This is a genomic window from Pseudomonas sp. Pc102 (genome assembly GCF_018408275.1).
Taxonomy (GTDB): Bacteria; Pseudomonadota; Gammaproteobacteria; order Pseudomonadales; family Pseudomonadaceae; genus Metapseudomonas; species Metapseudomonas tohonis.
Genome location: NZ_AP021905.1, coordinates 4,498,467 through 4,520,524 on the forward strand (window position 1 = coordinate 4,498,467; position 22,058 = coordinate 4,520,524).

The following is a 22,058-nucleotide window of genomic DNA, read 5'->3' on the forward strand; positions in this document are numbered from 1 at the left end:
CTCCCATCCCGACGGAACACCCCATGACCAACAACGATGTACTGCGCAGCCTGCGCTACCTGCTGGATATCAGCGACGCCCGGGTGGTGGAGATCATCGGCCTGGCCGACCAGGAAGTGAGCCAACAGGAGGTCGCGTCCTGGCTGGTCCGTGAGGACGAAGAGGGCTACCACTCCTGCAGCGACAAGCGCCTGGCCGGCTTCCTCGATGGCCTGGTGTACGCCATGCGTGGCAAGGACGAAAGCCGCCCGCCCCTGCCCCTGGAACTGCCGATGAGCAACAACCAGGTGCTGAAGAAGCTGCGGGTGGCTTTCGAGCTGCGCGAGGACGACATCCTCGACATCCTCCAGGAGGCCGACCTGCCCATGACCCGGTCCGAGATCGGCGCCCTGTTCCGCAAGAAGGACCACAAGAACTACCGCCCCTGTGGCGACCAGATCCTGCGCAACTTCCTTCGCGGCCTCACCGCGCGCAGGCGCCCGCAGCCGGACTGAGGACAGGTTCCCAGGCGCGTCTAGAATTCATCGGCCAACCGCCGGAACCTTGCCGGAGGAGCGCCAGTCACACCCTCGATAATCTCAAGGAGTTGCCGATGAAAATCCTCATGGTGCTGACCTCGCACGACCGTCTGGGCGATACCGGCAAGCCGACCGGCTTCTGGCTCGAAGAGTTCGCCGCCCCCTACTTCGCCTTCCGCGACGCCGGGGCCGAAGTGGTCCTCGCCTCGCCCCGGGGCGGCCAGCCACCGCTCGACCCGAAGAGCGACGAGCCCGACGCACAAACCGAAGCGACCCACCGTTTCCGTGGCGACCTTCAGGCGCAGCAGGCCCTGGCCAACACCCTGCCGCTGTCCGGGCTGGTCTCGACCGACTACGACGCACTGTTCTACCCCGGCGGCCACGGCCCGCTCTGGGACCTGGTGGACGACACCTTCTCCATCCGCCTGATCGAGGACCTGCACCACGCCGGCAAACCGGTGGCCGCCGTCTGCCACGCCCCCGGCGTGCTGCGCAACGCCCGCGCCGCCGACGGCAGCCCGCTGGTGCAAGGCTGCGCGGTGACCGGCTTCTCCAACAGCGAGGAAGAAGCAGTCGGCCTCACCCAGGTGGTGCCCTTCCTGGTGGAAGACGTGCTGCGCGAGCAGGGCGGCCAGTATTCCAAGGTCGCCGACTGGCAGCCCCACGTGGTCACTGACGGCAAGCTGATCACCGGCCAGAACCCCGCCTCCTCCGAACCCACCGCCGCCGCACTGCTGCAGATGCTGGGCGGCTGAGCGTGACCGTCATTCGAGGGTTTCACCCGCCCTGCGTCTGCGTGGGATGTAGGCCGGGTGCAGCCCGACTCCCCGGCAAGAGGCAAGCATCCCCACGAAGGTGGGGATGCAATGGGGCGGTGCCTAGAAGAACTGCGAGACGCTGAACTTGATGTTGCGGCCGACGCCAGAGACGGCCTCGCCGAGGTAGGGGTAGTACTCGCGGTTGAACAGGTTATCCACGGCCAGTCGCGCCTCGAATCCCTTGATGTACTTCGGCTGCCAGGTGGCGAACAGCCCATGGAGGGCGTAGCCCTGGGTTTCAGGCAGGCTCCAGCCCGAAGCGAGCGGATCGTCATCCACAGGTGAGCGGTCCTGCTTGCGCACAAAATTGCCGGTCCAGCCCATGGCCATATCGATCTCCGGCACTTTCACGCCCAGGGTCGCCACCGCCTTGCGCGGTGGGATGTCCGAAAGCCAGGTTTCGTGGCCCCAGGGGTTGCGCGGCGAGGCATCGCGCTTGCCGCGGATGTAGGACACCGACAGGCTGCCGAAGATGCGCGAGCTGTCGTAGAAGGATTCGACTTCCACCCCCTCGATGGTGTAGCCGGGCAGGTTGCGGTTATTGGCCAACGGCCCCGGGCATGCACTGTTGCCGCCGGTCACGCTGGCGAGGCAATAGACGCCGGTGCGCTTGAAGATCTCGTCCTTGCCACGGTTGCGGAATAGCGTGGTGCGGATCTGCAGGTTGTCACTGTCCACCAGCAGCTTGTCGAAATTGAAGATGCTGCCCAGGCGCACCCCGGTGATGCGCTCCGGGTCCAGGTTGCGACTGGTGGCGGGCACACTGCTCGCCGCGCTCTGCACCTCGTACAGTTCGTCGATCAAAGGGGCGCGCCAGGTCTTGCTGTAGTCGGCGAAGAACGCCAGGTTGTCGGTGGCGGTCCAGAACAGCCCCAGGCGCGGCGACCAGCCACTGTAGGTCACGCTGCTGTAGTCGTGCCCCACGGCCGGGTCCGGGCTGTTGTAGCGCGGTGCCAGGCTGGGCTCGCCTCGGCTGTACACATGGTCGTAACGCAGTGCCGGGGTGATGGTCACGGAGCCGATGGTGATGGCGTCCTGCAGATAGCCACTGCGGGTTTCCTGCTCGCCGGACGGCATGTAGTAGGGCTGGTAGAGGCCGTAGTTGTAGGTCCTGTCGGTCAACTTGCTGAGGTCCTTCATCAGCGTGTCGCGATCATGCCCGTGCCATTGCACCCCCACGGTGGCGACGTGGGACAGCAGCCCCGTATCGAAGCGGCTTTCGTTCTTCAGCTCCGCCAGCCGGTCGGTGTAGTTGACCCAGCTCTCGTTGCCCAGCGAGGACGCGAAACCCGCAGACGCATTGGCCGGCCGCTTGTCGTGCTGGTCGGTCTTGGAATAGGCATAACTGGCGGTGACATTCACCAACGGGTTGTCCAGCGGCGTGTAGTTCCATTTCAGCGAGTAGTTCTCGTCGTCCTGGTCACGGTTCACCAGCTTGCGTTTCCAGGCACCGTCCAACCCATAGCGGGCGATCTCCGCCGCGGTAGGGGCGGCCATCTCATCGCGCTTGGCGGCGAAGGGCTCCCAGGCCTCGCTGCCGGACTGCATGGCAGAAAGGGTGAAGACATGCTCGTCGTTGGGGCGGAAGTTGCTCTTGAACAGGAAGGCGTCGAGGCTGTTTTCGGAGTAGACGAAGCGCGTGCCGTCAGGGCGCTTGATATTGTCGCCGTCACGCCCGGTGAGGAACAGCAGGCCATCGAACATCTTGTCGGTGGTCTGCCCGTACACCGCGCCGCTGTAGATTTCCTGGCGGTCGTTGGTGTGGTAGCCGTACTTGAGGAAGGCGCCGACGTTCTCGCCCTCCTTCAGCAGGTCGGCGGGGTCCTTGGTGTCCACCTTGATCACGCCACCGAAACCGCCGTTGCCGTACAGGGTGCTGTGGGGGCCCTTGTCCACTTCGACGTTCTTGATCAGTTCCGGCTCGATGAACACCGAACCCTGGCGGTACTTCTCGAAGCCCTTGGGCGCGCCGTCGAGGATTACCTTGACGTCTTCCACATCGCCCATGCCCCAGATGTTCAGGGTCTGGCCCCCTGGACGGGGCGAGCCGCTGGAGCTGACGCCCGGCAGGGTGTCGAGCAGTTCTGCGATGTTGTCCGCCTGCTTGCGGTTGATGTCTTCCTGGGTCAGGACCGAACGCCCCACCGAGCTGGAATCGATGGCGCTGCCCATGATGTTGGTGCTACCCAGTTCCAGCACGTTGTCATCGGCGGCGGCCTGGCCGGCACTGGCAACACGACGGATCACGAACCCATCCCCCGCCTCCACCAGCTCCAGCCCGGAGCCGGCCAGCAGCCGTTGCAGCGCGGCGCGGGCGCTGTAGCGGCCGGCCAGGGCCGGGGCGCGCAGGTCACGCAACTGCGACTCGTCGAAGAGAATCTGCAGCTGGCTCTGCTGGGCCAGGGCGGTCAGGGCGCTGGCCATGGATTGGGCCGGCAGGTTGAAGTCGTGGTCCTGCGCCAGGGCGCTGCCGCTGAGCAGGAAGGTGGCCAGGGCGCCGCCGGCAACGAGACGGCGCAGCGCGAAACGGGTGCTACGGGTGTTCATCCAAATCTCCCCAAGTACTGCAAAACCGCCCTTGCATGAGGCGGACATCAGGAAGACGCAGCGCTCGGCAAAACCCGCATATGCAAATGAAAAATATTTTCACTTGCATCGAAACATCCACGCGATTGGACTCCGGAGGTGCTCCGGAGGGTCAGCGCGGGTGGATCAGGGCCGTTCCGTTGGCCAGGTATTCGACGCGCACCGGCAACAGTTGCGGCAACGCGGCGAGGAAGGCATCCGGCTTGCCGATGTTGAGGCTGCCGGAGACACGGCGCTCGGCGAGGCTGGCATCGGCCAGGCCCACGGGCGCGCTTCGGTAGTGGGACAACTCGTCCACCAGTTGGGCCAGCGGGCGATCACGGAAGATCAGTTGGCCACGCCGCCAGCTGGCGATCTCCTCGGGGCTGCGGTGGCCAAGCTCCAGGTGACGCGTGCGGTAATCGAAGTCGGCACTGTCACCGGCACCCAGTTCGGCACGTTGGCTGCCGCCGGCCTCCGGGCTCACCGCGACCTTGCCGCTCTCCACCGCCACGTCGAGGCGCTCGCCGCCCCGGCGGACGCTGAAGCGGGTGCCGAGCACGCGCACGCTGCCCTCCCCGGCCATCACCACGAATGGGCGCTGCTCGTCACGGGCGACGGCGAAGAAGGCCTCGCCCTGGAGCAGCTCCACTTCGCGGTGGTCGTCGTAGAGGCGCACGTGCAGGCGGGTGTCGACATTGAGGTCGATGCGCGAGCCGTCGGCCAGCTCCACCTGGCGCTGCTCGCCCCGGGCGCTGCTCAGTTGCAGGTCGACGTCGGGCGCGCGGGCGAACCAGTTCTGCGAGGTGGCCAGGGCGGCGCAGAGCAGCACGAACGAGGCCGCCATGGCGCGCGGCAACGTGCGGCGGCCGCGGGGCTCGAGCCGGACCACCGGGGTGGCGAGGACGGGGCGCGGCACGCGATCGAAGTCGGCCCAGATCAGTTGCATGTCGGCGAAGGCCCGGGCATGCGCCGGGCTGGCGGCGAGCCAGGCCTGCAGCTCGGCTTCCTGCTCCGCGCTGAACTGCCCGCTGCTGCGGCGGGCGTACCAGGTGGCGGCCTGTTCGTCGATCGAGGGTCGGGAATCCATCCGGGGGCTCGTGTTCATTGTCCGTCCGCCTGGACGTCGCCCTGCACGCGTTGCTTGCAATGCAGCAGGGCACAGGCGATGTGCTTTTCCACCATGCTCAGGGAAATCCCCATGCGCGCGGCCACTTCCGCCTGGGACAGGCCGTCGAACTTGTGCAGGACGAAGGCCTCGCGCCGGCGCGGCGACAGATCATCCAGTGCCGAGGCCAGGAGGCGCAAGCGCTGGTGGTGCTCGACCTGCTCCATCGGGCTCGCTCCCTGTTCATCGACCAGGGTCTCCAGCGCCTGTTCAACTTCTCCGTCGAGCGCACCGCGCACCTGCTGGCGGCGCCAGTGGTCACGCAGCAGGTTGCGGGCGATCTGGAAAAGGAAGGCGCGAGGCTGGTGGACCTGTCCGCGCTCGCGCCAGTCCAGCCATTGGGTGAAGGCGTCCTGGGCCAGGTCGGCGGCGTCGGCGGGGCTGCCCAGGCGCTTGCCGAGGAACTTCAGCAGCTCGGCATGGAAGGCTCGGTAGGCGCCGGAGATGGAGCCCCGGAACTGCTCATCCACGGGGCTGCCTCCCGTCCGCTCGACTCGCTCGCTGCACGCATGCCCCCGACGACAGGTGGCCAGGCGACGCCGCCGGATGCGGCGTGCCAGGGACACCAAATGAGAATGCATATCATTAGATAGCAAGCAGCGCGAAGCGGTCAAGACGCCCGGCAGCGGGATCGCCGGGAACCGGGCGACCCGGGCCTCAGAGGCCGGACTTCAACTTGCTGAAGGCACGGGTCAGCGCGCGATTGAAGGCCTTGGTGTTGTCGTTCTTGGTGTAGAGCGTGGCGCGCACCGCCGCCGGCGGGTAGGTGCCCGGGTCGGCGAGGATGGCGGGGTCGACGCTGGGCGCCGCCGCCGGCACCGCGTTGGCGTAGTGGATGCTGTTGGTGATGGCGCCGATGGTCTCGGGAGTCATCAGGTGGTCCATCAGCGCCAGGGCGGCGTCCGGGTGCGGTGCGTCCCTGGGGATGACCATGGCGTCGAACCAGATCAGCGTGCCCTCCCGGGGGATGCGGTAGCGCAGCTTGAACGGCTTCTGCGCCTGCTCGGCCTGGGCGGCGGCGATGGCCACGTTGCCGTTCCAGGACATCGCCAGGCAGGTGTTGCCGTTGGCCAGGTCGTTGATGTTGCGGTCGTTGTCGAAGTAGCGGATCGACGGGCGGATCTTCGCCAGGTGCGCCTCGGCGAGCTTGAGGTCGTCGAGGCTCTGGCGGTTGATGTCCAGCCCCAGGTAGCGGAAGGCGGCGGCGAACACCTCGTTGGGGTCGTTGAGCAAGCTCACCCCGCAGTCGGCGAAGCGCGCGACCACCGCCGGGTCCATCAGCATCGCCCAGCTGTCGGTAGGGGCCTCGGCCATGCGCGCGCGGATCGCCTCCTCCTGGTAGCCGAAGCCGGTGGTGCCCCAGACGTAGAGCCCGGCGTAGCGGTTGCCGGGGTCGAAGCTGGCCATGTGCGCGGTGAACTCCGGGTCCAGGCCCTGGTAGTGCGGCAGCCTGGCCTTGTCCAGCGGCTGCAGCGCGCCGCTGGCGATGGCCCGTTGCAGGTGCTGGCCCGCGGTCAGCACCAGGTCGTAGCCGCTGCGGCCGGTGAGCAGCTTGGTCTCCACCGTTTCCAGGGAGTCGAAGTGGTCGGCCACCACCTTGATGCCGGTCCTCGCCTCGAAGCGTGAGAGCGTGTCCGGCGCCAGGTACTCGCTCCAGATGTACAGGTTGACCCTGGGCGGCTCGCTCGCCGCCTGGGCCGTGCAGGTGCCCAGGGCCAGGCCCAGGGCGATCGCCAGTGTGCGCAGTTGCATCGAAGGCTCCTAGCCAGCCCGGCTGGCGGCGTATTGCGGCATGGTGATGCAGGCGACGTTGCCGCCCCCGAGGAGGATTTCGCGAGAGTTCTCGATGCCGACGATGCGGTGCCTGGGGAACAGCTCGGCGAGCACCGCGCCGGCCGCCTGGTCGTGGGCGTCGCCGAACAGCGGCAGGACGATCGCGGAGTTGCCCGCGTAGTAGTTGATGTAGGACGCGCAGATGCGCGTGCCCTCCTCGCGCAGGTGGGTGCCGTCCACCTGGTCCAGGCCCGCGGCCTCCTCCGCCGTCCAGGTGAGCACGCGGGGCTGCGGCAGCTTGTGCACCTCCAGCGCGCGGCCACGGGCGTCACGGGTGCTGCGCAGGATGTCGTAGGCCTCCTGGTAGATCTCCCACTGCGGGTCGTCGCGGTCGTCGGTCCACTGCATCACCACCACGCCGGGACGGACGAAGCAGGCCAGGTCGTCGATGTGGCCATCGGTCTCGTCGAACTTGCAGCCGCGCGGCAGCCAGATCACCTGCTCGGCGCCGAGGTAGTCGGACAGCCGCCGGGTCATCTCGTCCTTGCCCAGGTGGGCGTTGCGGTTGCGGTTGAGCAGACACTGCTCGGTGGTCAGCAGGGTGCGCTGGCCGTCGGTCTGGATGCCGCCCATCTCGGCGATGAAGGGCGCGCGGTAGCGGTCGAGCTTCTCGATCTCGAGGATCTTCTGGGCGATCTGGTCGTCCTTGTCCCAGGGGTAGTAGAGGCCGCCATCGAGGCCGCCGTAGGCGTTGAACTCGAAGTCCACGCCGCGCACCTCGCCGCTCTGGTCATTGACCAGGAAGGCCGGGCCGCTGTCGCGGAACCAGGTGTCGTTGCAGGTCATCTCCACCACCCGCACCTGGGGCGGCAGCATGCGCCGGGCGTTGGCGTACTGGGTGGCGGAGGCGCAGACGGTGACCGGCTCGCTGCTGGCGATGGCGCTGACGATCTCGACCCAGACCTTCTGCGCGGGCTTGGCGCCATTGCGCCAGACATCGGTGCGCTCGGGCCAGCCGAGCCAGCAGCCGGCCTTGGGCTCGAATTCGCCGGGCAGGCGGAAGCCGTCGGCCTTGGGGAGGGAAGTCAGGGAACGCGCCATGGGAAACCTCGGGATGGGGTGGGAAGTGCCCTGACGTTAAGCGCGGCGGTGCCCCGGCGACCAATGATGAATATCGCGGAACCCTTGAATTGGATTCAGCTATCGGCCAGCTGATCGCTGAACCATTCGACGAACTGGGCCACCGCCGGCTTGTCCAGGCGCAGCCGTTCGCAGACCAGCGCGTACTGCCCCAGCGACGCCACGCTGGCCGCGAAGGGGCGCACCAGGCGGCCGCTGGCCAGGTCCTCGGCGCTGGTGAGGTTGTCGCCCATCGCCACGCCCTGCCCTTGCGCGGCGGCCTCCAGGGTCAGCCCGGCGTGGCCGAGGTAGAGGTGCCGCAGGGGTTGCAGGTCGCGGGCGTGGACGCTGAGCCAGGCGCTCCAGGTCTTGCCGTCCTGGTCGTCATGCAGCAGGCAGTGGCGGGCCAGGTCACGCGGGTGCTTGAGCGGAATCTGGTTGAACAGGCCGGGGCTGCACACCGGGAAGAACTGCAGGGCCGGCAGCGGCCGCACGAAGTAGGCACTGGCATCCCCCGGGCCGGTGCCGTAGGTGATGGCGAGGTCGATCTCCTCGCCCGGCAGCGCCGACTCCAGCGGCTGCTCGTAGAGATGCAGGGTGATGTGCGGGTGGCGCTCGCCGAAGTCCGCCAGCCGGCCCACCAGCCACTTCTGCGCCAGCTCGGCGGTGACGGCGATGCGCAGCTGGGCCTGGGAGCCGGGGTCGCGCAGTTCGTCGCAGGCATCGAGGATCAGTTCGAAGGCCTGTTGCAGGCTGTGCAGCAGGCGCCGTGCCTGGGGCGTCGGGCGCACCTGGCGGCCGGCACGGACGAACAGCTCGGTGCCGAGCTGCTCTTCCAATTGGCGGATCTGGTGGCTCACCGCGCTGTCGGTGACGCACAACTCGGCGGCGGCGCGGCCGAAATGGGCATGGCGGGCGGCTGATTCGAAGGTGCGCAGGGCGGTGAGGGACGGCAGGCGGCGCATGGGCGGGCTTCCGGGCAAAGCCGGCATCGTTGCGCAGGTGGGGCGATGGCGTCCAGCGTGACGTAGCCCGGGCTTCAGCCCGGGACTGCGCGGGGACTCAGGAAGCCTTGGGGGCCTTCAGCAGGGGCGTGTCGAGCACATCGGACTGGCCGCCGAGGACGTTCTCGGCGATCTCGACGAAATCGCGGGTGCTGACCTTGTCCAGGCGCATCAGGCCACGGGCGACGTCGTCGAGGGAGCGCTCGCCCTTGCTGGCCTTGCGGATCTCCTCGTCGAGGTCCTGCAGCAGCAGCACCGCGCGTGCCGTGACCGGGCCGGTGGACTGCTCGCCACGCAGGCTCTCGACCTTGCGGCTCCAGCGCTGCAGCTTGGCGCGGACCTTGTGGTAGCGGTCTTCGCTGAGGCCGCCGGCGCGGCGCATCAGTTCGATGGCATAGAACTCGGCGATGCCCTCGCTGATCCAGTCGCTCTGGTCGGTGTCCTTGATGCGGCTGAACACGTGCACCAGTTCGTGCACCAGGGAGCTGGTGCCGTTCTCGCTGACCAGGGGACGGTCGGCGTGCATGAAGAAGGAGTTGGGCGCGGAGAGGCCGCCGCGCCACATCGGGTCGCCGGCACCGACGATCAGCAGCTTGCCGGGGTCGCGCGGGAACACCGCCTGGGCGTGAGGCCAGACGAAGGTCAGCAGGGTGAGGATGTCCATGCGGCGCATGCCCTCGCCCATCGGCGCGGCGACCGTGACGTCGGTGTTGCCGAGTTCCGCGCGGCGGCTGCCCAGCTTGCCGGCGATGATCCAGCCGGTGGGGCGATCGAACAGGCGCTCGGGGTTGTCGATGCGGAAGCGGTTCTTGCCCACGCGGGACCAGCCGGTCTCCACAGTGCTCCAGCCCTTGGGCAGCTCGAACTGGACGCGCGACACCAGTTCGGTGCCGTCCACCAGGTCGATGCGCGCAGGCGGCACCAGGTCGTCACCGCGCAGCAACGTCCAGTCCGGCGTCATCCGCGCATCGAACTTGCCGTCGCCACGGGGGTGGGTGATGCGCACCTTGTAGCTGAGGGTCGCCTTGCCTTCCGCCGGGGTCCAGGTGCCGCGCTCGGCGCTGGCCTGCTGCCATTGGCCGTCGACCTTGAAGTCGCTGTAGTAGCCCTTGTCGCCCAGGTCGAACGCGAGGCTGCGGACCTTCTCGCCGTTTTCCAGCACCAGGCGCACCTCGGCCTGGTCGCTGTCCGGCAGGAAGCGCACCAGGTAGTCGACATCGGTGCGCTTGGCGGCGAGCAGGGGTGCGCAGAACAGAAGGGTGGCGGCGGACAGCAGCAGGGTGGCGCGGTTGGACATGTCGGGCTTCCTCGGAGCGATTTCCCTATGACTCGGCAAGCGGTCGTTCGATCCGTCTAGCCCGCACGAAAGATCATGTAGTCCTCCCAGTCGTCCTCGGCCACCTGGGTCTCGCTGACCATGCGCCCGGACTGGGAGATGCCGGCGTTGTGCACCGCCTCGGTGTCGCCACAGACCAGCGGGTGCCAGGGCGGCAGGTCCTTGCCCTCGGCCACCAGGCGATAGCCGCAGGTGGGCGGCAGCCAGCGGAACTCATCGGCCTGGGCCGGGGTGAGCTGGATGCAGTCGGGCACGAAGTCACGGCGCTTGGGGTAGTTGGTGCAGCGGCAGGTCTTCAGGTCGAGCAGCTTGCAGGCGATGCGCGTGTAGTACACGGCGCCGTCGTCCTCGTCCTCCAGCTTCTGCAGGCAGCACAGGCCGCAGCCGTCGCAGAGGGATTCCCACTCCTCCTGATCGAGCTGTGCGAGGGTCTTGCGCTTCCAGAAGGGTTCGACTTTGGCGGCCATGGTGCTCTGACTGGGTAACGGGGCGCGGTAGTCTAGTCGCGCCAACCGCGCCGGCCAAGCGCCGGCGACGACGGGACGACCGGCAGCGCCGTGTAAGGAAAATCATTCGCAGAACGGCTGTTCAGTGGGCTCTCACACCACCGGCGCACGGAAATTATCCAGCCGCAGTGATGCCGGAGAGTGCGAATGGTGGACCGGTGAAGCGTGGTCCACCCTACGAAAGCCATCTGTGCCGGGATCGGTTCGGTGCCAAGCAAAAGCAGCCATCTGAAACCTGAGATGCCGTCGGGCGCAGGGTGGATGGCGCTATTTTTCATCCACCAAGGGGTTGCCGGGAGCACGAAAGCCGGCACCGTGCAGGGCCCACCGAATCGGGCTCAATAGCCGCGCTGGAAGTCCACCTCGCCCCGCAGCGGCTGGCCCGCCTGGAAGCGCGCGAGGTTGTCGACGAACAGCTGCACCAGCAGTTCCGGCAGGGTGGGCGCGGAGCTGTGGCCGGTGAGCAGCAGGCGCTGCGCGGTCCAGAAGGGGTGCGCGGGCGGCAGCGGCTCTTCGCGGCAGACGTCGATCACCGCTCCCCCCAGGTGCCCGGCCTGCAGGCTGGCGACCAGGTCGGCGTCCACCACCGCGACACCGCGCCCGGTGTTGATGAACAGCGCCTCGGGGCGCATGCGGGCGAACAGCGCGGCGTCGTAGACGTCGCGGGTGGCCGGCGTGTCCGGCAGCAGGTTGATCAGGTAGTCGGCCCAGGCCGCCTGCTCCGCCAGGGCGTCCATCCCCAGCACCTCGGCGAAGGGCGCAAGCGCACGGGGTTCGCGGGCGATGCCACGCAACTCCACACCGAACGGCGCGAGGAAGCGCGCGACGCTCTGGCCGATATCGCCGGCGCCGACGATCAGCACCCGGCGCCCGGCCAGGCTGCTGGGCATGCGCGCATCCCACCGCCGCTCCACCTGGCTGGCCAGGCGCGAGAGCAACTGCCGCTCGTGGGCGAGGACGTAGGTCAGCACGTACTCGGCCATCACCTGGCCGAAGATGCCGACGGCGCGGGTGAGGCGGTAGCCACGCGCAAGGTCCTCCGCCAGCAACGGGGTGATGCCGGCCCAGCTGGATTGCAGCCACTGCGGCCGCAGGCCCGCCCGCAGCAACGGGACCACGCGATCCGGGCTGCCCAGCCAGACGGGACAATCGCCTGCGAGGCCGTGGAGTTCATCCGCATCGTCGCTGCCCACCGCCTCCAGCGAGGGGGCCAGGGCGCGCAGCAGCTCGGCATGGCGACGGTGTTTCTCGTCGGCGAGGAGGACCTTCATCAGATGGGGTCGTTCATGCGCAGCAGTTCTTCGGGCAGGTGCTCGATGTATTCCTCTTCAGCCGGCGGCATCTGCAGGTGGTAGCCCTGCTTCTCGAGGTTCTCCAGCACCTTGCCGATGTCCTCGCGGGCCAGCTGGCGCTCGGGGCTGAGCACCAGGTCGAAGGCGTGCTGCGGTGTGCCGAAAGCGGCCAGCAGGGCTTCGGGGACGCGGGTCAGGGCATCGCGCTTCTCGACGTAGAGGTACATCTCGTTCTTGCGCGGGCTCTTGTAGATGGAGCAGATGCGTTTCATGGGGCGTTGTCTCCGGCCAGCGCATCGAGCAGCGCCTGGCCCATCAGTTCACGGCGCCAGCCCTTGAAGCCCTCGGGCAGGCTGTAGGGGCCGTCGGGGTAGCCCGTCTTGAGCAGGGCCTCCAGGTGCTTCTTGCGCAGCATGAGCTCGGGTGCCATGCCCAGGCGCTCGGCTTCGGCCTGGCCGATCGCGCGCAGCTTCTTCAGCAGCGCGGTGGCTTCGGACGGCAGCGGCTCGGGCAGCGGCTCGGGCCACTCGGCGGGGGGCAGCTCGGCCGCCTCGCGGATCATCTTCAGCAGGGTGTTGCCGTCCTGGCGCACGGTGCGCGGGTGCATGTCCTCGATGCGCGCCAGGGCGACGAGGTTGTCCGGCTGGAACTTGGCCAGCGGCCAGAGGGCGTGCTCGCGGATGATGCGGTTGCGCGGCTGGTCGCGGCGGCGTGCCTCGATGTCGCGCCAGGCGTAGAGCTCGCGCAGCACGGCGAGTTGTTGGCGGGATAGCTTCCAGCCCAGCTTGGCGTCGCGGTAGAGGTCGTCCGGGTCCACTTCACGGCGCAGGTTGGCCACCAGCTCGGCGCCGTCCTCCAGCACCCAGGCACGCTTGGTGGCGTCCAGGCGCTCGTCGATGATGCGGTAGATCTCGGCGAGGTGGATGGCGTCCTCGGCGGCGTAGCGCTCCTGCATCTCGGTGAGCGGGCGCTGCAGCCAGTCGGAGCGGGTCTCGTCCTTGGGCAGGTCGATGCCGAGCACCGCCTGCACCAGGCGCGAATAGCCCATGGAGTAGCCGATGCCCAGGTAGCCGGCGGCGAGCTGGGTATCCAGCAGCGGCAGCGGCAGGCTGCCGGTGAGGCGCAGGAAGACTTCGAGGTCCTCGCTGCAGGCGTGCAGCACCTTGGTCACCGCCGGGTCTTCGAGCAGCTCGGCGAAGGGGCGCCAGTCCTTGATCAGCAGGGGGTCGATGAGCCAGGCGCTGTCGCCGTCACCCACCTGCACCAGGCCGGCCTTCGGGTAGAAGGTGTCGACCCGCATGAACTCGGTGTCCAGGGCCACGAAGCTGAGGGTGCGCCAGCGGGCGCAATGGGAGGCCAGTTCGGCGTCGTCGCGAATCCAGTGAAAATCGATGGCCACAAGGCTCTCCTCGGTTCAGAGGCGCGAAGTATATATCGCAACCCCATTTCCGCCCCACCCGGTCGTGCCGTGCGGGGCGGCTGCGGCTCAGGCCAGCTCGCTGCGCAGGCGCTGCAGCAAGGCCGGCGAGCTGGGTTGCATGGGTGCGCGCAGCTCGTCGCGGATCAGCCCGCGCATGGCCAGCAGGCTCTTCACCGGCGCCGGGTTGGGCTCGGCGAAGGCCAGGCGGATCAGCGGCTGCAGCTCGCCGAAGATCGCCCGGGCGCCCTCGAGGTCGGACGCCGCGACCCGCTCGGCCATGGCCACGAAACGCTCGGGATGGATGTGCGCGGAAGCCGCGATGGCGCCGCTGCCGCCGTGGCAGAGCGTGGCGAAGATCTGCGCGTCCTCCCCCGCCAGCACGTCGAGCTGGCCGTCGGCGATCAGCGCCTGGGTCTTGTCGATCTCGCCGCCGCAATCCTTGATCGCAACGATGCGCGGGTGCCGGGCCAGCTGGCGCAAGGTCTCCAGCTCCAGGCGCACGCCGGTGCGGTAGGGGATGTCGTAGAGGATCACCGGCACCTCGACACCGTCGGCGATGGCACCGAACCAGGCCAGCAGCCCGGACTGCGAGGGCCGTATGTAGTAGGGCGCGGGCACCAGCAGGCCGGCCACCGGGCGCTTCTGCACCTCGCGCTGCAGGGCCAGGAGGTCCGCCAGGTTGTTGCCGGCCAGGCCCATCACCAGGCGTTCGCCGGGGACGGTTTCGAGCAGGGCGTCGAGCACCGCGAGCTGCTCCGCCTTGCTCAGCGCCGCTGCTTCACCGGTGGTGCCGCACACCACCAGGCCGGCGACGCCCGCCTCCAGCAGGTGCGCGGAGAGCCGGCGCAAGGCGGGGAAGTCGATGGCGCCATCGGCGAAGGGGGTTACCAGGGCGACCCAGATTCCAGAAAACACAGGCATTGCAAAGCTCCTTCAGGCTGACCGTCAGAGTCACCGTCGGAGGGGATGCGGGGAGTGTTCGTGCGGATGAGGTTTCGACCTTCGCGCCCACTGTCCTGTCAGCCCATCTGACGGGACAGCGCGCCCCGGTCAAATGAGCGACTGTTTCTTCGATTTACCCGCGACAACGCCAAACGCCAGCACCGGCAGGGCCGGAACGGAAGCGAGAGAGGCGAAGGTGGCGGGCATGCTGTAGCTCGGTGCAGGAATGCGAGAAATGGATACTGCGAAAATCCCTACAAGGCTGTCAACTGCGACAATGCCGCATGCCCGCCATTCAGCCGGAGGGGGGTTCTGGCATTGCCGGGCCATGGCTGCTAAAAAGCCCTTCCAACAATAACCAGGCCCATGACGGGCCCTCCTCCAGGGAAATCGGACATGAAGAAACTCCTGGGCCTGCTGGTCCTGCTCATCGCCGCTGCGGGCATCTACCTCGGCATCACCAAGAGCCCCATCGATCCCGTCGCCTGGGACGCCCCCAAGGCGCCGCCCATGACCGGCGTGATGGAGCCCAACGACACCCTGATGAAGGCCGAGCTGCTGGCCAAGGGGCAGATCCACGGCCCCGAGGACACCGCCGTGGACGCCCAGGGCCGCGTCTATGCCGGCCTGCACGATGGCCGCGTGGTGCGCATCGACGCCGACGGCAAGGTCGAGACCTTCGCCACCACCGGTGGTCGCCCGCTGGGCATGGACTTCGACGCCCAGGGCAACCTGATCGTCGGCGACGCCTACAAGGGCCTGCTGAGCATCGACCCCAAGGGCCAGATCAAGGTGCTCGCCACCGAGGCCGAAGGCGGCCCCTTCCGCTTCACCGACGACCTGGACATCGCGAGCGACGGGCGCATCTACTTCACCGACGCCTCCGCCAAGTTCGAGCAACCCGACTACCTGCTGGACCTGCTCGAAGCCCGCCCCCACGGCCGGCTGATGCGCTACGACCCGGCCACCGGCAAGGTCGAGGTGCTGCTCAAGGACCTGTACTTCGGCAACGGCGTGGCGCTCTCGGCCAAGGAAGACTTCGTGCTGGTCAACGAGACCTACCGCTACCGCATCACCCGCTACTGGCTGAGCGGCGAGAAGGCCGGCACCCACGATGTGTTCATCGACAACCTGCCGGGCCTGCCGGACAACCTCCAGGGTGACCGCAAGGGCACCTTCTGGGTCGCCCTGCCCTCCCCGCGCAAGGCCGACGCCGACTTCCTCCACACCCAGCCCTGGCTCAAGGCGCAGATCGCCAAGCTGCCCCGCGCGCTGTGGCCCAAGGCGGAGAAGTACGGCCTGGTGATCGCCCTCGACGAGAACGGCCAGATCATCCGCAGCCTGCACGACACCAGCGGCACCCACCTGCGCATGATCACCTCGGTGAAACCGGTAGGCGACTACCTGTACTTCGGCAGCCTCGACAACGACCGGATCGGCAAGCTGAAGATCCACTGAGGGCCGGGCGACTGGCCCATTCCCGGAGACGAGAAGCCCGCCAATTGGCGGGCTTCTTCATTTCCAGGAGCGCGATACCTGCTGCTCAAGCCGGCGCAGTCTCGTGCACGCTCGGAACCACTCGGGCCGGCTGCGGGTGCAACAGCGCCTGCATCTGCCCGTGGGTCCGCGCCATCAGCTCGTCCAGGTGCTCGAGGTCGAACTGCGCGGCATCAATGGGTGTCCCCACGTGCAGCGACACCGGCAGGCCGAGGTTGAAGCGCCAGGTGCGCGCCGGCAGCACCTGGTGGATACCGCGGATGGCCACCGGGACGATCACAGCGTCGGTGTCCAGCGCCAGGTGGAAGCAGCCCTTCTTGAAACGCTGCAACTGGCCATCCTTCGAGCGCGTGCCTTCCGGCGCCGCCCACAGCACGATGCCGCTCTCCATCATCTGCCGCGCCCGCTGCAGGTCGGCCAGGGCCCGGTGGCGGTTGTGCCGGTCGACGAAGGGGAACTCCGCCGCCTTCATCGCTGCCCCGAGGAACGGCAGGCGCGACAGTTCCTGCTTCGCCAGCATGCGGATCGAGCCCGGCAGGGCCACGAAGCTGGCGGGGATGTCGTAATGGCTGGAATGGTTGCAGAGGATCAGGTAGCGACGGCCGTCGTTGAAATCAGGCAGCTGCCCATGCACCGACAGGCGCACCCGCACCAGGCGCAGCAGGCCGCGGGACCAGGCGCGGGTGTAGGCGTCCACGCGCGCGCGGTCGAGACGCCCGCAGGCGGCACGCCCCAGTACCAGCAGGCAATAGAACAGTGTCAGCAGCAACGACCCGAGCACCACGCCGATGCGGCGGGCGAGGTTGGCGCTCTCGGCGAAGGATTGCAGGCTTGGCATGGACGGCTCTCCCCATCACTCATCGATCCGCGCGACGCGACGCGCGGCTGTCCTTATGATGCCCACTGTCATCGATTGGACACAGGAGACCGCCATGCCCCTCGCGCAACTGATCAGCCCCCGGCAACTGGAAGCCCGCCTGGGAGAACCGGGCCTGATCGTGCTGGATTGCCGCTTCGCCCTCGACGATCCCGCCTACGGGCAGCGCAGCTACGCCGAAGGGCATATCCCCGGCGCGCGCTTCGCCGACCTGGAGCACGACCTCTCCGGCGTGGTGCAAAAGGGCGTCACCGGGCGCCACCCGCTGCCTGCCCCGGAACGCCTGGTGGAGCGCCTGCGCGGCTGGGGCGTCGACAATGACAGCACCCTGGTGCTCCACGACGACGGCCCCGGTGCCTTCGCCGCGCGCGCCTGGTGGCTGCTGGCCTGGCTGGGCAAGCGTGAAGGCGTGTACCTGCTGGACGGCGGGCTCAAGGCCTGGCGCGACGAAGGCCTGCCGCTGGAGGTCGCCGTGCCCCAAGTGCCCCGTGGCCGCTTCAGCGGCGAAGCCGACCCCAGCCTGCTGCGCAGCGCCGACGAACTGCAGGGTCGCCTGGGCGCGGACGACCTGACACTGCTCGATGCCCGCGCCCTGCCCCGCTTCAGGGGCGAGGTGGAGCCCATCGACCCGGTGGCCGGCCATATCCCCGGCGCCCAGTGCGCGGTGTTCACCGACAACCTCGGCGCCGACGGCCGCTTCCTCCCCGCCGAGGCCCTGCGCCAGCGCTTCGCCGCCTTCCTCGGCCAGCGGCCAGTGGAGGGCCTGGTCGCCTATTGCGGCTCCGGCGTCACCGCCTGCCACAACCTGTTCGCCCTCAGCCTCGCCGGCTACCCGCTGGCGCCGCTCTACGCCGGCTCCTGGAGCGAATGGATCACCGACCCGGCACGCCCGCAGGCCAAGGGCGACTGAGCCACCCAGGCCGTGCCGGCCCGTCATCCGCGATGCTGGGCCGGTTGCGAGCGATCATTTTTTAATCACCCTCGGATATATGCGCCAGCCAACGCTGGCTCAAACAGTTTAAAAACAGGCCTTTACAACGTTTTCATCGCACTACACTTCAAAACGAGCGGCTAACCCCGCTTCCGGCGGGGCCCTTTCCGAGAACGAGAAGCTGCCAGACGCCCCCGGTCCCGCCGGCACCTTTCTCGCGAGGGCACCATGGGAATAGCCGCCAGCGACCTCTGTGAACACGTCATCCGCCCCACCCTGCTCTACCTGCAGCGCCCCTCGCCCATGGCCGAATCCCTGCTGCTGGGTGCCGCGGCCTGCCAGTCGGCACTCGGCAGCGCCCTGGGCGACCAGGCGGGCTACGGCCTCTATCACATCAGCGAGGAGCACCACCGCTGCCTCTGGGACCTGCACCTGGCGCGCGACCCGGAACTCGCCAGCCTGGTGCGCGGCCTGGCCAGCCAGCACGCCTTCCTCGCCGCGCCGCACTTGGAGCTGACGGTAAACCTGCGCTACGCCACCGCCATCGCCTGGCTGCTGATCGAGACCGAGGTGCTGGTGATGCCCGCCGCCGACGACTGGATCGGCATGGCCGCCATCTGGCGCCAGGTGTTCAACCCGCAGGGCACGCCTCGCCAATACCTGGATGCCTGGCAGCGCTGGGTGGGCCCTTCGGCAAGGGTGGCGTAGGCCCGATCCGCTCACTGACCGACCAGTCAGGAACGAGCGTCCCAGGCAATATGCACGATCAGCGAAATTGCAGGCATTTTGATGCCATACAGCCCGATAAAACGCTCTATTACGGGAACTCCCGGAAGCTGGCAGGGGTCTGGAAATCCTGATAGTTTCCGCCACCTGTCTGAAAGTCCCCAGGAGTCACCCGTGATCAAAAGAGTCTTCAAGACCAGCCTCGCAATTGCCATCAGCGCTGCATCCAGCTACAGCCTCGCCGGTGGCTTCGCCATCAACGAACAGAGCGTCAGCGGCATGGGCACCGCCTTTGCAGGTCGCTCCTCGTCCGCCGACGACGCCACCACCGTCTTCGGCAACCCGGCCGGCATGTCGCGCCTCAAGCGCGAGCAGGTCAGTGGTGGCATCGCCCTGCTGGACGCCAAGACCGATATCGACGACCACAGTGGCACCTTCGGCGGCAGCAACGACGGCGACATGGTCCCCTTCATGGGCGTGCCCATGGGCTACTACGTCAAGCCGATCGACGACAAATGGACCTTCGGCCTCGGCATGTACGTGCCCTTCGGCCTGATCACCGACTACGAGTCCGGCTTCCAGGGCCGCTACTACGGCGACCGCAGCGAAGTCCGCGTGATCACCCTGCAGCCGACCATCAGCTACAAGATCACCGACCAGCTCTCCGTCGGCTTCGGCCCGACTATCAACCGCATCGACGGCGAACTGACCTCCGCCCTGCGCAACCCGGTGGCCGCCGCCGGGGATGGCAAGGTGAAGGTCAAGGGCGACGACACCGCACTGGGCTACAACGTCGGCGTGCTGTTCGAGGCAACCCCAGCACCCGCCTGGGCCTGACCTACCACTCCAAGGTGGAATACAAGCTGCGCGGCGACACCACCGTCTCCGGCGGCGGCCCGGTGATCGGCAGCTCCGCCGGCAAGTACGACGCCTCCCTCGACCTGGAGACCCCGGAGTCTGTGGACTTCTCGGTCACCCACGACCTGAACGCCGACTGGACCCTCTACGCCGGCAGCACCTGGACCCGCTGGAGCCGCCTGAAAGACATCACCGTGGAGAACAAGGGCGTCGGCGGCCTGCTCGCCGGCAACCTCGGCACCATCACCGAGGAACAGGACTGGCGTGACGTGTGGTCCTACGCCGTGGGCGCCTCCTACAAGCTGAACCCGCAGTGGACCCTGCGCGCCGGCCTGGCCTACGACCAGACCCCGACCCGCAACGAGCACCGCTCGCCGCGCATCCCCACCGACGACCGCAAGATCCTCAGCCTGGGCGCCGCCTGGAGCCCGAGCGACGACTGGACCGTCGACGTCGCCTACTCCTACCTGAAGGAAGACGATGCCGAAGTGAACCAGACCAGCGCCACCAAGGGCCGCTACACCTCCACCTACAAGAACAGCGCCCACGGCCTGGGCGCGCAGGTGACCTACCGCTTCTGATCCCTGGTTGCGGCAAGCGAAAAGCCCGGACCTGGTCCGGGCTTTTTTCGTATCCGCCATCCGTAGCCCGCAGCTGTAGCTCGGGCTTCAGCCCGGGAAGCCGTCCGGCAGGCGCCCTCCCTGAAAGCCACCCAATAAAAAGCCCGGACAGGTCCGGGCTTGTTTCACTCACTGGATGTCATTCACTCGACGATCTTGGGCTTGTCGTCCTTGTTCATGTCCATCACCGTTCCCGCCGGCTCGCTCACCACCACGGGCTGCGGCTCGGGGGTCGGCTGGGGCTGGGCCTCGGCGGGCGCTTCCTTCTTCTTGCCGCGGATGCGGTTGATGATCCAGGCGCCGATGGCCAGGGGCACGAAGAAGAACTTCTTCAGCAGCACCAGCAGCATGGCGAACAGGCCGGCCTTGGCGGCGACCTTGCCGGCGATCAGTGCGCCCAGGCCATAGGCCGCGACCTTGTCCAGCTCGGGGTTGAAGTCGGCGTAGCGGTTGCCCGGGTTGAACTCGGTCATGGCCAGCACCGCCGGCAGGTTCTGCTCGATGGTCGGCAGCTGGTCCATGTTGGCGATGAAGTTCAGCACCAGCACGCCCTTACGGCCCAGCACGCGGATGTTGTAGTTCAGGGTGTGGGTCTCGGCGTCGCCGAACTTCAGCTCCTTGGCCCAGTGCAGCTTGCGGCCGTCGGCGTCATAGCGCGGCTGGGCGGCCCAGCCGATCAGCTCGACGGGCTCGTAGCCGTTCTCGGCGCGCCACTTGTTATCGGCCTTCGCCTCTTCCTTCATGTCGTCGAGCATTTCGGCGTAGTCGATGTCGGCGGCGTCTTCGTCGGAGACATAGCCGTTCTCCTCGTACTCCACCGTCACTGCCCAGGACTCATCGGCCAGCGGCGAGATGCCCTTGGGCAGGATCATGCCCAGCGGCAGGACCTCATCCGGCGGGTTGCCCCAGGCGTCGGTCAGCACGCGCTCGGCGTCCTCGCCAGCGAGGAAGACGAACTGCTCGGGAATATCGAGGGTGGCGAGGTTGTCGCCGATCACCACCTTGCCCTGCTGGAAGTTCAGGCTGGCGAGGAACTCTTCCTCGGACATCGACTCGCCGTTTTCCTCGATGGTGGCCTCGCCGTCCTCTTCCACCTGGGTGGCGGCAGCGGTGTCTTCGACGGGGGCTTCGGGTTTCGCGGCGAATGCGCAAGGAATGGCAGCGGCGATGAGGCCGGCCAGGATCAGTTCCTTGATCGACATGGGTAACTCCATGGTTGGGCAAAAAGTGAGGCGCGGGAAGGTACCACGAGCCAGGCCGGGAAACCGGAACCAGCCGAAATATTCGGAAATATTTATCCGGCGCCATGGAACTTTCGCGCTCCCCGGGTGCCGCGAACAGCCTCACCGGAGCAGGCAGTCCCTCACAGCGGCTCGCTGGCCAGGGCCTGCTCCACCGCTTTCACCAGGTCCTCGTCGTCCGGCTTGGTGAGGCTGGAGAAATGGGCGATCACCTTGCCCTGGCGATCCACCACGTACTTGTAGAAGTTCCATCGCGGGCTCTGCCCGGACTGCGCGATCAGGTCGCGGTACAGCGGCGTCGCCTCGTCCCCGGTGACGTGTTGCGGCTGGGTCATGGCGAAGGTCACGCCGTAGTTCACGTAGCAGACCTTGGCCGTCTCGGCGCTGTCATCGGCCTCCTGCTTGAAGTCGTCGGAAGGCACGCCGAGCACTTCCAGGCCATCGTCCTTGTAGCGCTGGTAGAGCGCCTCCAGGCCCTTGAACTGAGGGGTGAAACCGCAGTGGCTGGCGGTGTTGACCACCACCAGCGGTTTGCCGGCGAAGCGCTGGCAGAGGTCGATGTTCTCCTTCGAGCGCAGCTGTTGCATCGAATGCTGGAGCAACGGCGGGCACTCGGCGGCCAGAACGGGAGCGGCGACCAGCGCCAGGAAAGGCAATAGAGGGAGGGATTTCATCGAGCGCTCCGCGAGGCAGGGGCAATGGCGAAAGGCTACGCCCGCAGGGCCTTCGCGGCAATCAGCAGAGGCTCATGTTCAGTTGCAGCAGCGCCAGGCCGCCGCGCTGCCAGCCCCACCAGGCCAGCGCCAGCAACAGCGCCGCCCCGGCACCGAAGGCCAACCCAAGGCGC

At 67.7% G+C, this 22,058-nt stretch carries 20 protein-coding genes and 1 pseudogene; 6 read left to right on the forward strand and 15 right to left on the reverse strand.

The annotated features are described in order from the left end of the window. The first annotated feature begins 23 nt into the window (after positions 1-23). Together PHLH3_RS20470 and PHLH3_RS20475 are read left to right on the forward strand one after the other, a co-directional pair. The gene (locus PHLH3_RS20470) at positions 24-494 is read left to right on the forward strand and encodes a DUF1456 family protein (RefSeq protein ID WP_213625576.1); all 471 of its coding nucleotides are present in this window, start codon (positions 24-26) and stop codon (positions 492-494) included. A 98-nt stretch (positions 495-592) separates the two neighbouring features. Beyond that, positions 593-1,273, forward strand: coding sequence for a type 1 glutamine amidotransferase domain-containing protein (locus PHLH3_RS20475; protein ID WP_213625577.1), 681 nt, complete (start codon positions 593-595; stop codon positions 1,271-1,273). A 123-nt stretch (positions 1,274-1,396) separates the two neighbouring features. On the opposite strand, the gene PHLH3_RS20480 is transcribed toward PHLH3_RS20475, so the two are convergent. The 12 genes from PHLH3_RS20480 to dapA form a co-directional block, all read right to left on the reverse strand. Next, positions 1,397-3,883: a TonB-dependent receptor gene (locus PHLH3_RS20480; RefSeq protein ID WP_213625578.1), complete on the reverse strand. Its 2,487-nt coding sequence runs from the start codon at positions 3,881-3,883 to the stop codon at positions 1,397-1,399. 151 nt (positions 3,884-4,034) lie between these two features. Further along, the gene (locus PHLH3_RS20485; protein WP_213625579.1) at positions 4,035-4,991 is read right to left on the reverse strand and encodes a FecR family protein; all 957 of its coding nucleotides are present in this window, start codon (positions 4,989-4,991) and stop codon (positions 4,035-4,037) included. Between the two features lie 14 nt (positions 4,992-5,005). Next, positions 5,006-5,539 carry a sigma-70 family RNA polymerase sigma factor gene (locus PHLH3_RS20490; protein ID WP_244862917.1) on the reverse strand — a complete coding sequence of 178 codons (534 nt, stop codon included), beginning with the start codon at positions 5,537-5,539 and terminating at the stop codon, positions 5,006-5,008. A gap of 187 nt (positions 5,540-5,726) precedes the next feature. Beyond that, entirely contained in the window at positions 5,727-6,821 is a 1,095-nt protein-coding gene (locus tag PHLH3_RS20495) for an extracellular solute-binding protein (RefSeq protein WP_213625581.1), read from the reverse strand. 9 nt (positions 6,822-6,830) lie between these two features. After that, complete coding sequence (gene aguA / locus PHLH3_RS20500; RefSeq protein WP_173178019.1) at positions 6,831-7,943, reverse strand: agmatine deiminase; 1,113 nt, start codon at positions 7,941-7,943, stop codon at positions 6,831-6,833. A gap of 95 nt (positions 7,944-8,038) precedes the next feature. Then, a complete protein-coding gene (locus PHLH3_RS20505) occupies positions 8,039-8,926 on the reverse strand; it encodes a LysR substrate-binding domain-containing protein (RefSeq protein WP_213625582.1) in 888 nt (295 codons plus the stop codon). A gap of 97 nt (positions 8,927-9,023) precedes the next feature. Continuing rightward, positions 9,024-10,262, reverse strand: coding sequence for a hypothetical protein (locus tag PHLH3_RS20510; RefSeq protein WP_244862918.1), 1,239 nt, complete (start codon positions 10,260-10,262; stop codon positions 9,024-9,026). A 56-nt stretch (positions 10,263-10,318) separates the two neighbouring features. Then, a complete protein-coding gene (locus PHLH3_RS20515; protein ID WP_111262080.1) occupies positions 10,319-10,768 on the reverse strand; it encodes a YcgN family cysteine cluster protein in 450 nt (149 codons plus the stop codon). Positions 10,769-11,145: 377 nt separating this feature from the next. Beyond that, the gene (locus PHLH3_RS20520) at positions 11,146-12,078 is read right to left on the reverse strand and encodes a D-2-hydroxyacid dehydrogenase (RefSeq protein ID WP_213625583.1); all 933 of its coding nucleotides are present in this window, start codon (positions 12,076-12,078) and stop codon (positions 11,146-11,148) included. Beyond that, entirely contained in the window at positions 12,078-12,371 is a 294-nt protein-coding gene (locus tag PHLH3_RS20525) for a YcgL domain-containing protein (RefSeq protein ID WP_173178016.1), read from the reverse strand. The genes PHLH3_RS20520 and PHLH3_RS20525 overlap by 1 nt, the downstream gene beginning before the upstream one ends. Further along, the gene (gene rnd, locus PHLH3_RS20530) at positions 12,368-13,498 is read right to left on the reverse strand and encodes a ribonuclease D (protein WP_213625584.1); all 1,131 of its coding nucleotides are present in this window, start codon (positions 13,496-13,498) and stop codon (positions 12,368-12,370) included. Before rnd ends, PHLH3_RS20525 begins: the two co-directional genes overlap by 4 nt. An 87-nt stretch (positions 13,499-13,585) precedes the next feature. Then, on the reverse strand, positions 13,586-14,440 hold the full coding sequence (dapA, locus tag PHLH3_RS20535) for a 4-hydroxy-tetrahydrodipicolinate synthase (RefSeq protein ID WP_213625585.1): 855 nt from the start codon (positions 14,438-14,440) through the stop codon (positions 13,586-13,588). 417 nt (positions 14,441-14,857) lie between these two features. On the opposite strand from dapA, the gene PHLH3_RS20540 reads away from it, so the two are divergent. Next, positions 14,858-15,919: an SMP-30/gluconolactonase/LRE family protein gene (locus tag PHLH3_RS20540; protein WP_173178012.1), complete on the forward strand. Its 1,062-nt coding sequence runs from the start codon at positions 14,858-14,860 to the stop codon at positions 15,917-15,919. 85 nt (positions 15,920-16,004) lie between these two features. On the opposite strand, the gene PHLH3_RS20545 is transcribed toward PHLH3_RS20540, so the two are convergent. Further along, positions 16,005-16,796, reverse strand: coding sequence for a lysophospholipid acyltransferase family protein (locus PHLH3_RS20545; protein WP_213625586.1), 792 nt, complete (start codon positions 16,794-16,796; stop codon positions 16,005-16,007). Between the two features lie 94 nt (positions 16,797-16,890). On the opposite strand from PHLH3_RS20545, the gene PHLH3_RS20550 reads away from it, so the two are divergent. The 3 genes and pseudogenes from PHLH3_RS20550 (at position 16,891) to PHLH3_RS20560 (ending at position 19,931) form a co-directional block, all read left to right on the forward strand. Beyond that, complete coding sequence (locus PHLH3_RS20550; RefSeq protein ID WP_213625587.1) at positions 16,891-17,745, forward strand: sulfurtransferase; 855 nt, start codon at positions 16,891-16,893, stop codon at positions 17,743-17,745. Positions 17,746-17,994: 249 nt separating this feature from the next. Continuing rightward, a complete protein-coding gene (locus PHLH3_RS20555) occupies positions 17,995-18,474 on the forward strand; it encodes a hypothetical protein (RefSeq protein ID WP_173178009.1) in 480 nt (159 codons plus the stop codon). A gap of 192 nt (positions 18,475-18,666) precedes the next feature. After that, a pseudogene (locus PHLH3_RS20560) lies at positions 18,667-19,931 on the forward strand (TonB-dependent receptor). Positions 19,932-20,113: 182 nt separating this feature from the next. Here the strand turns inward: PHLH3_RS20560 and PHLH3_RS20565 are convergent. Then, entirely contained in the window at positions 20,114-21,172 is a 1,059-nt protein-coding gene (locus PHLH3_RS20565; protein ID WP_173178007.1) for a DUF2167 domain-containing protein, read from the reverse strand. A gap of 161 nt (positions 21,173-21,333) precedes the next feature. Continuing rightward, positions 21,334-21,885: a glutathione peroxidase gene (locus PHLH3_RS20570; protein WP_173178006.1), complete on the reverse strand. Its 552-nt coding sequence runs from the start codon at positions 21,883-21,885 to the stop codon at positions 21,334-21,336. Positions 21,886-22,058: the final 173 nt, after the last annotated feature.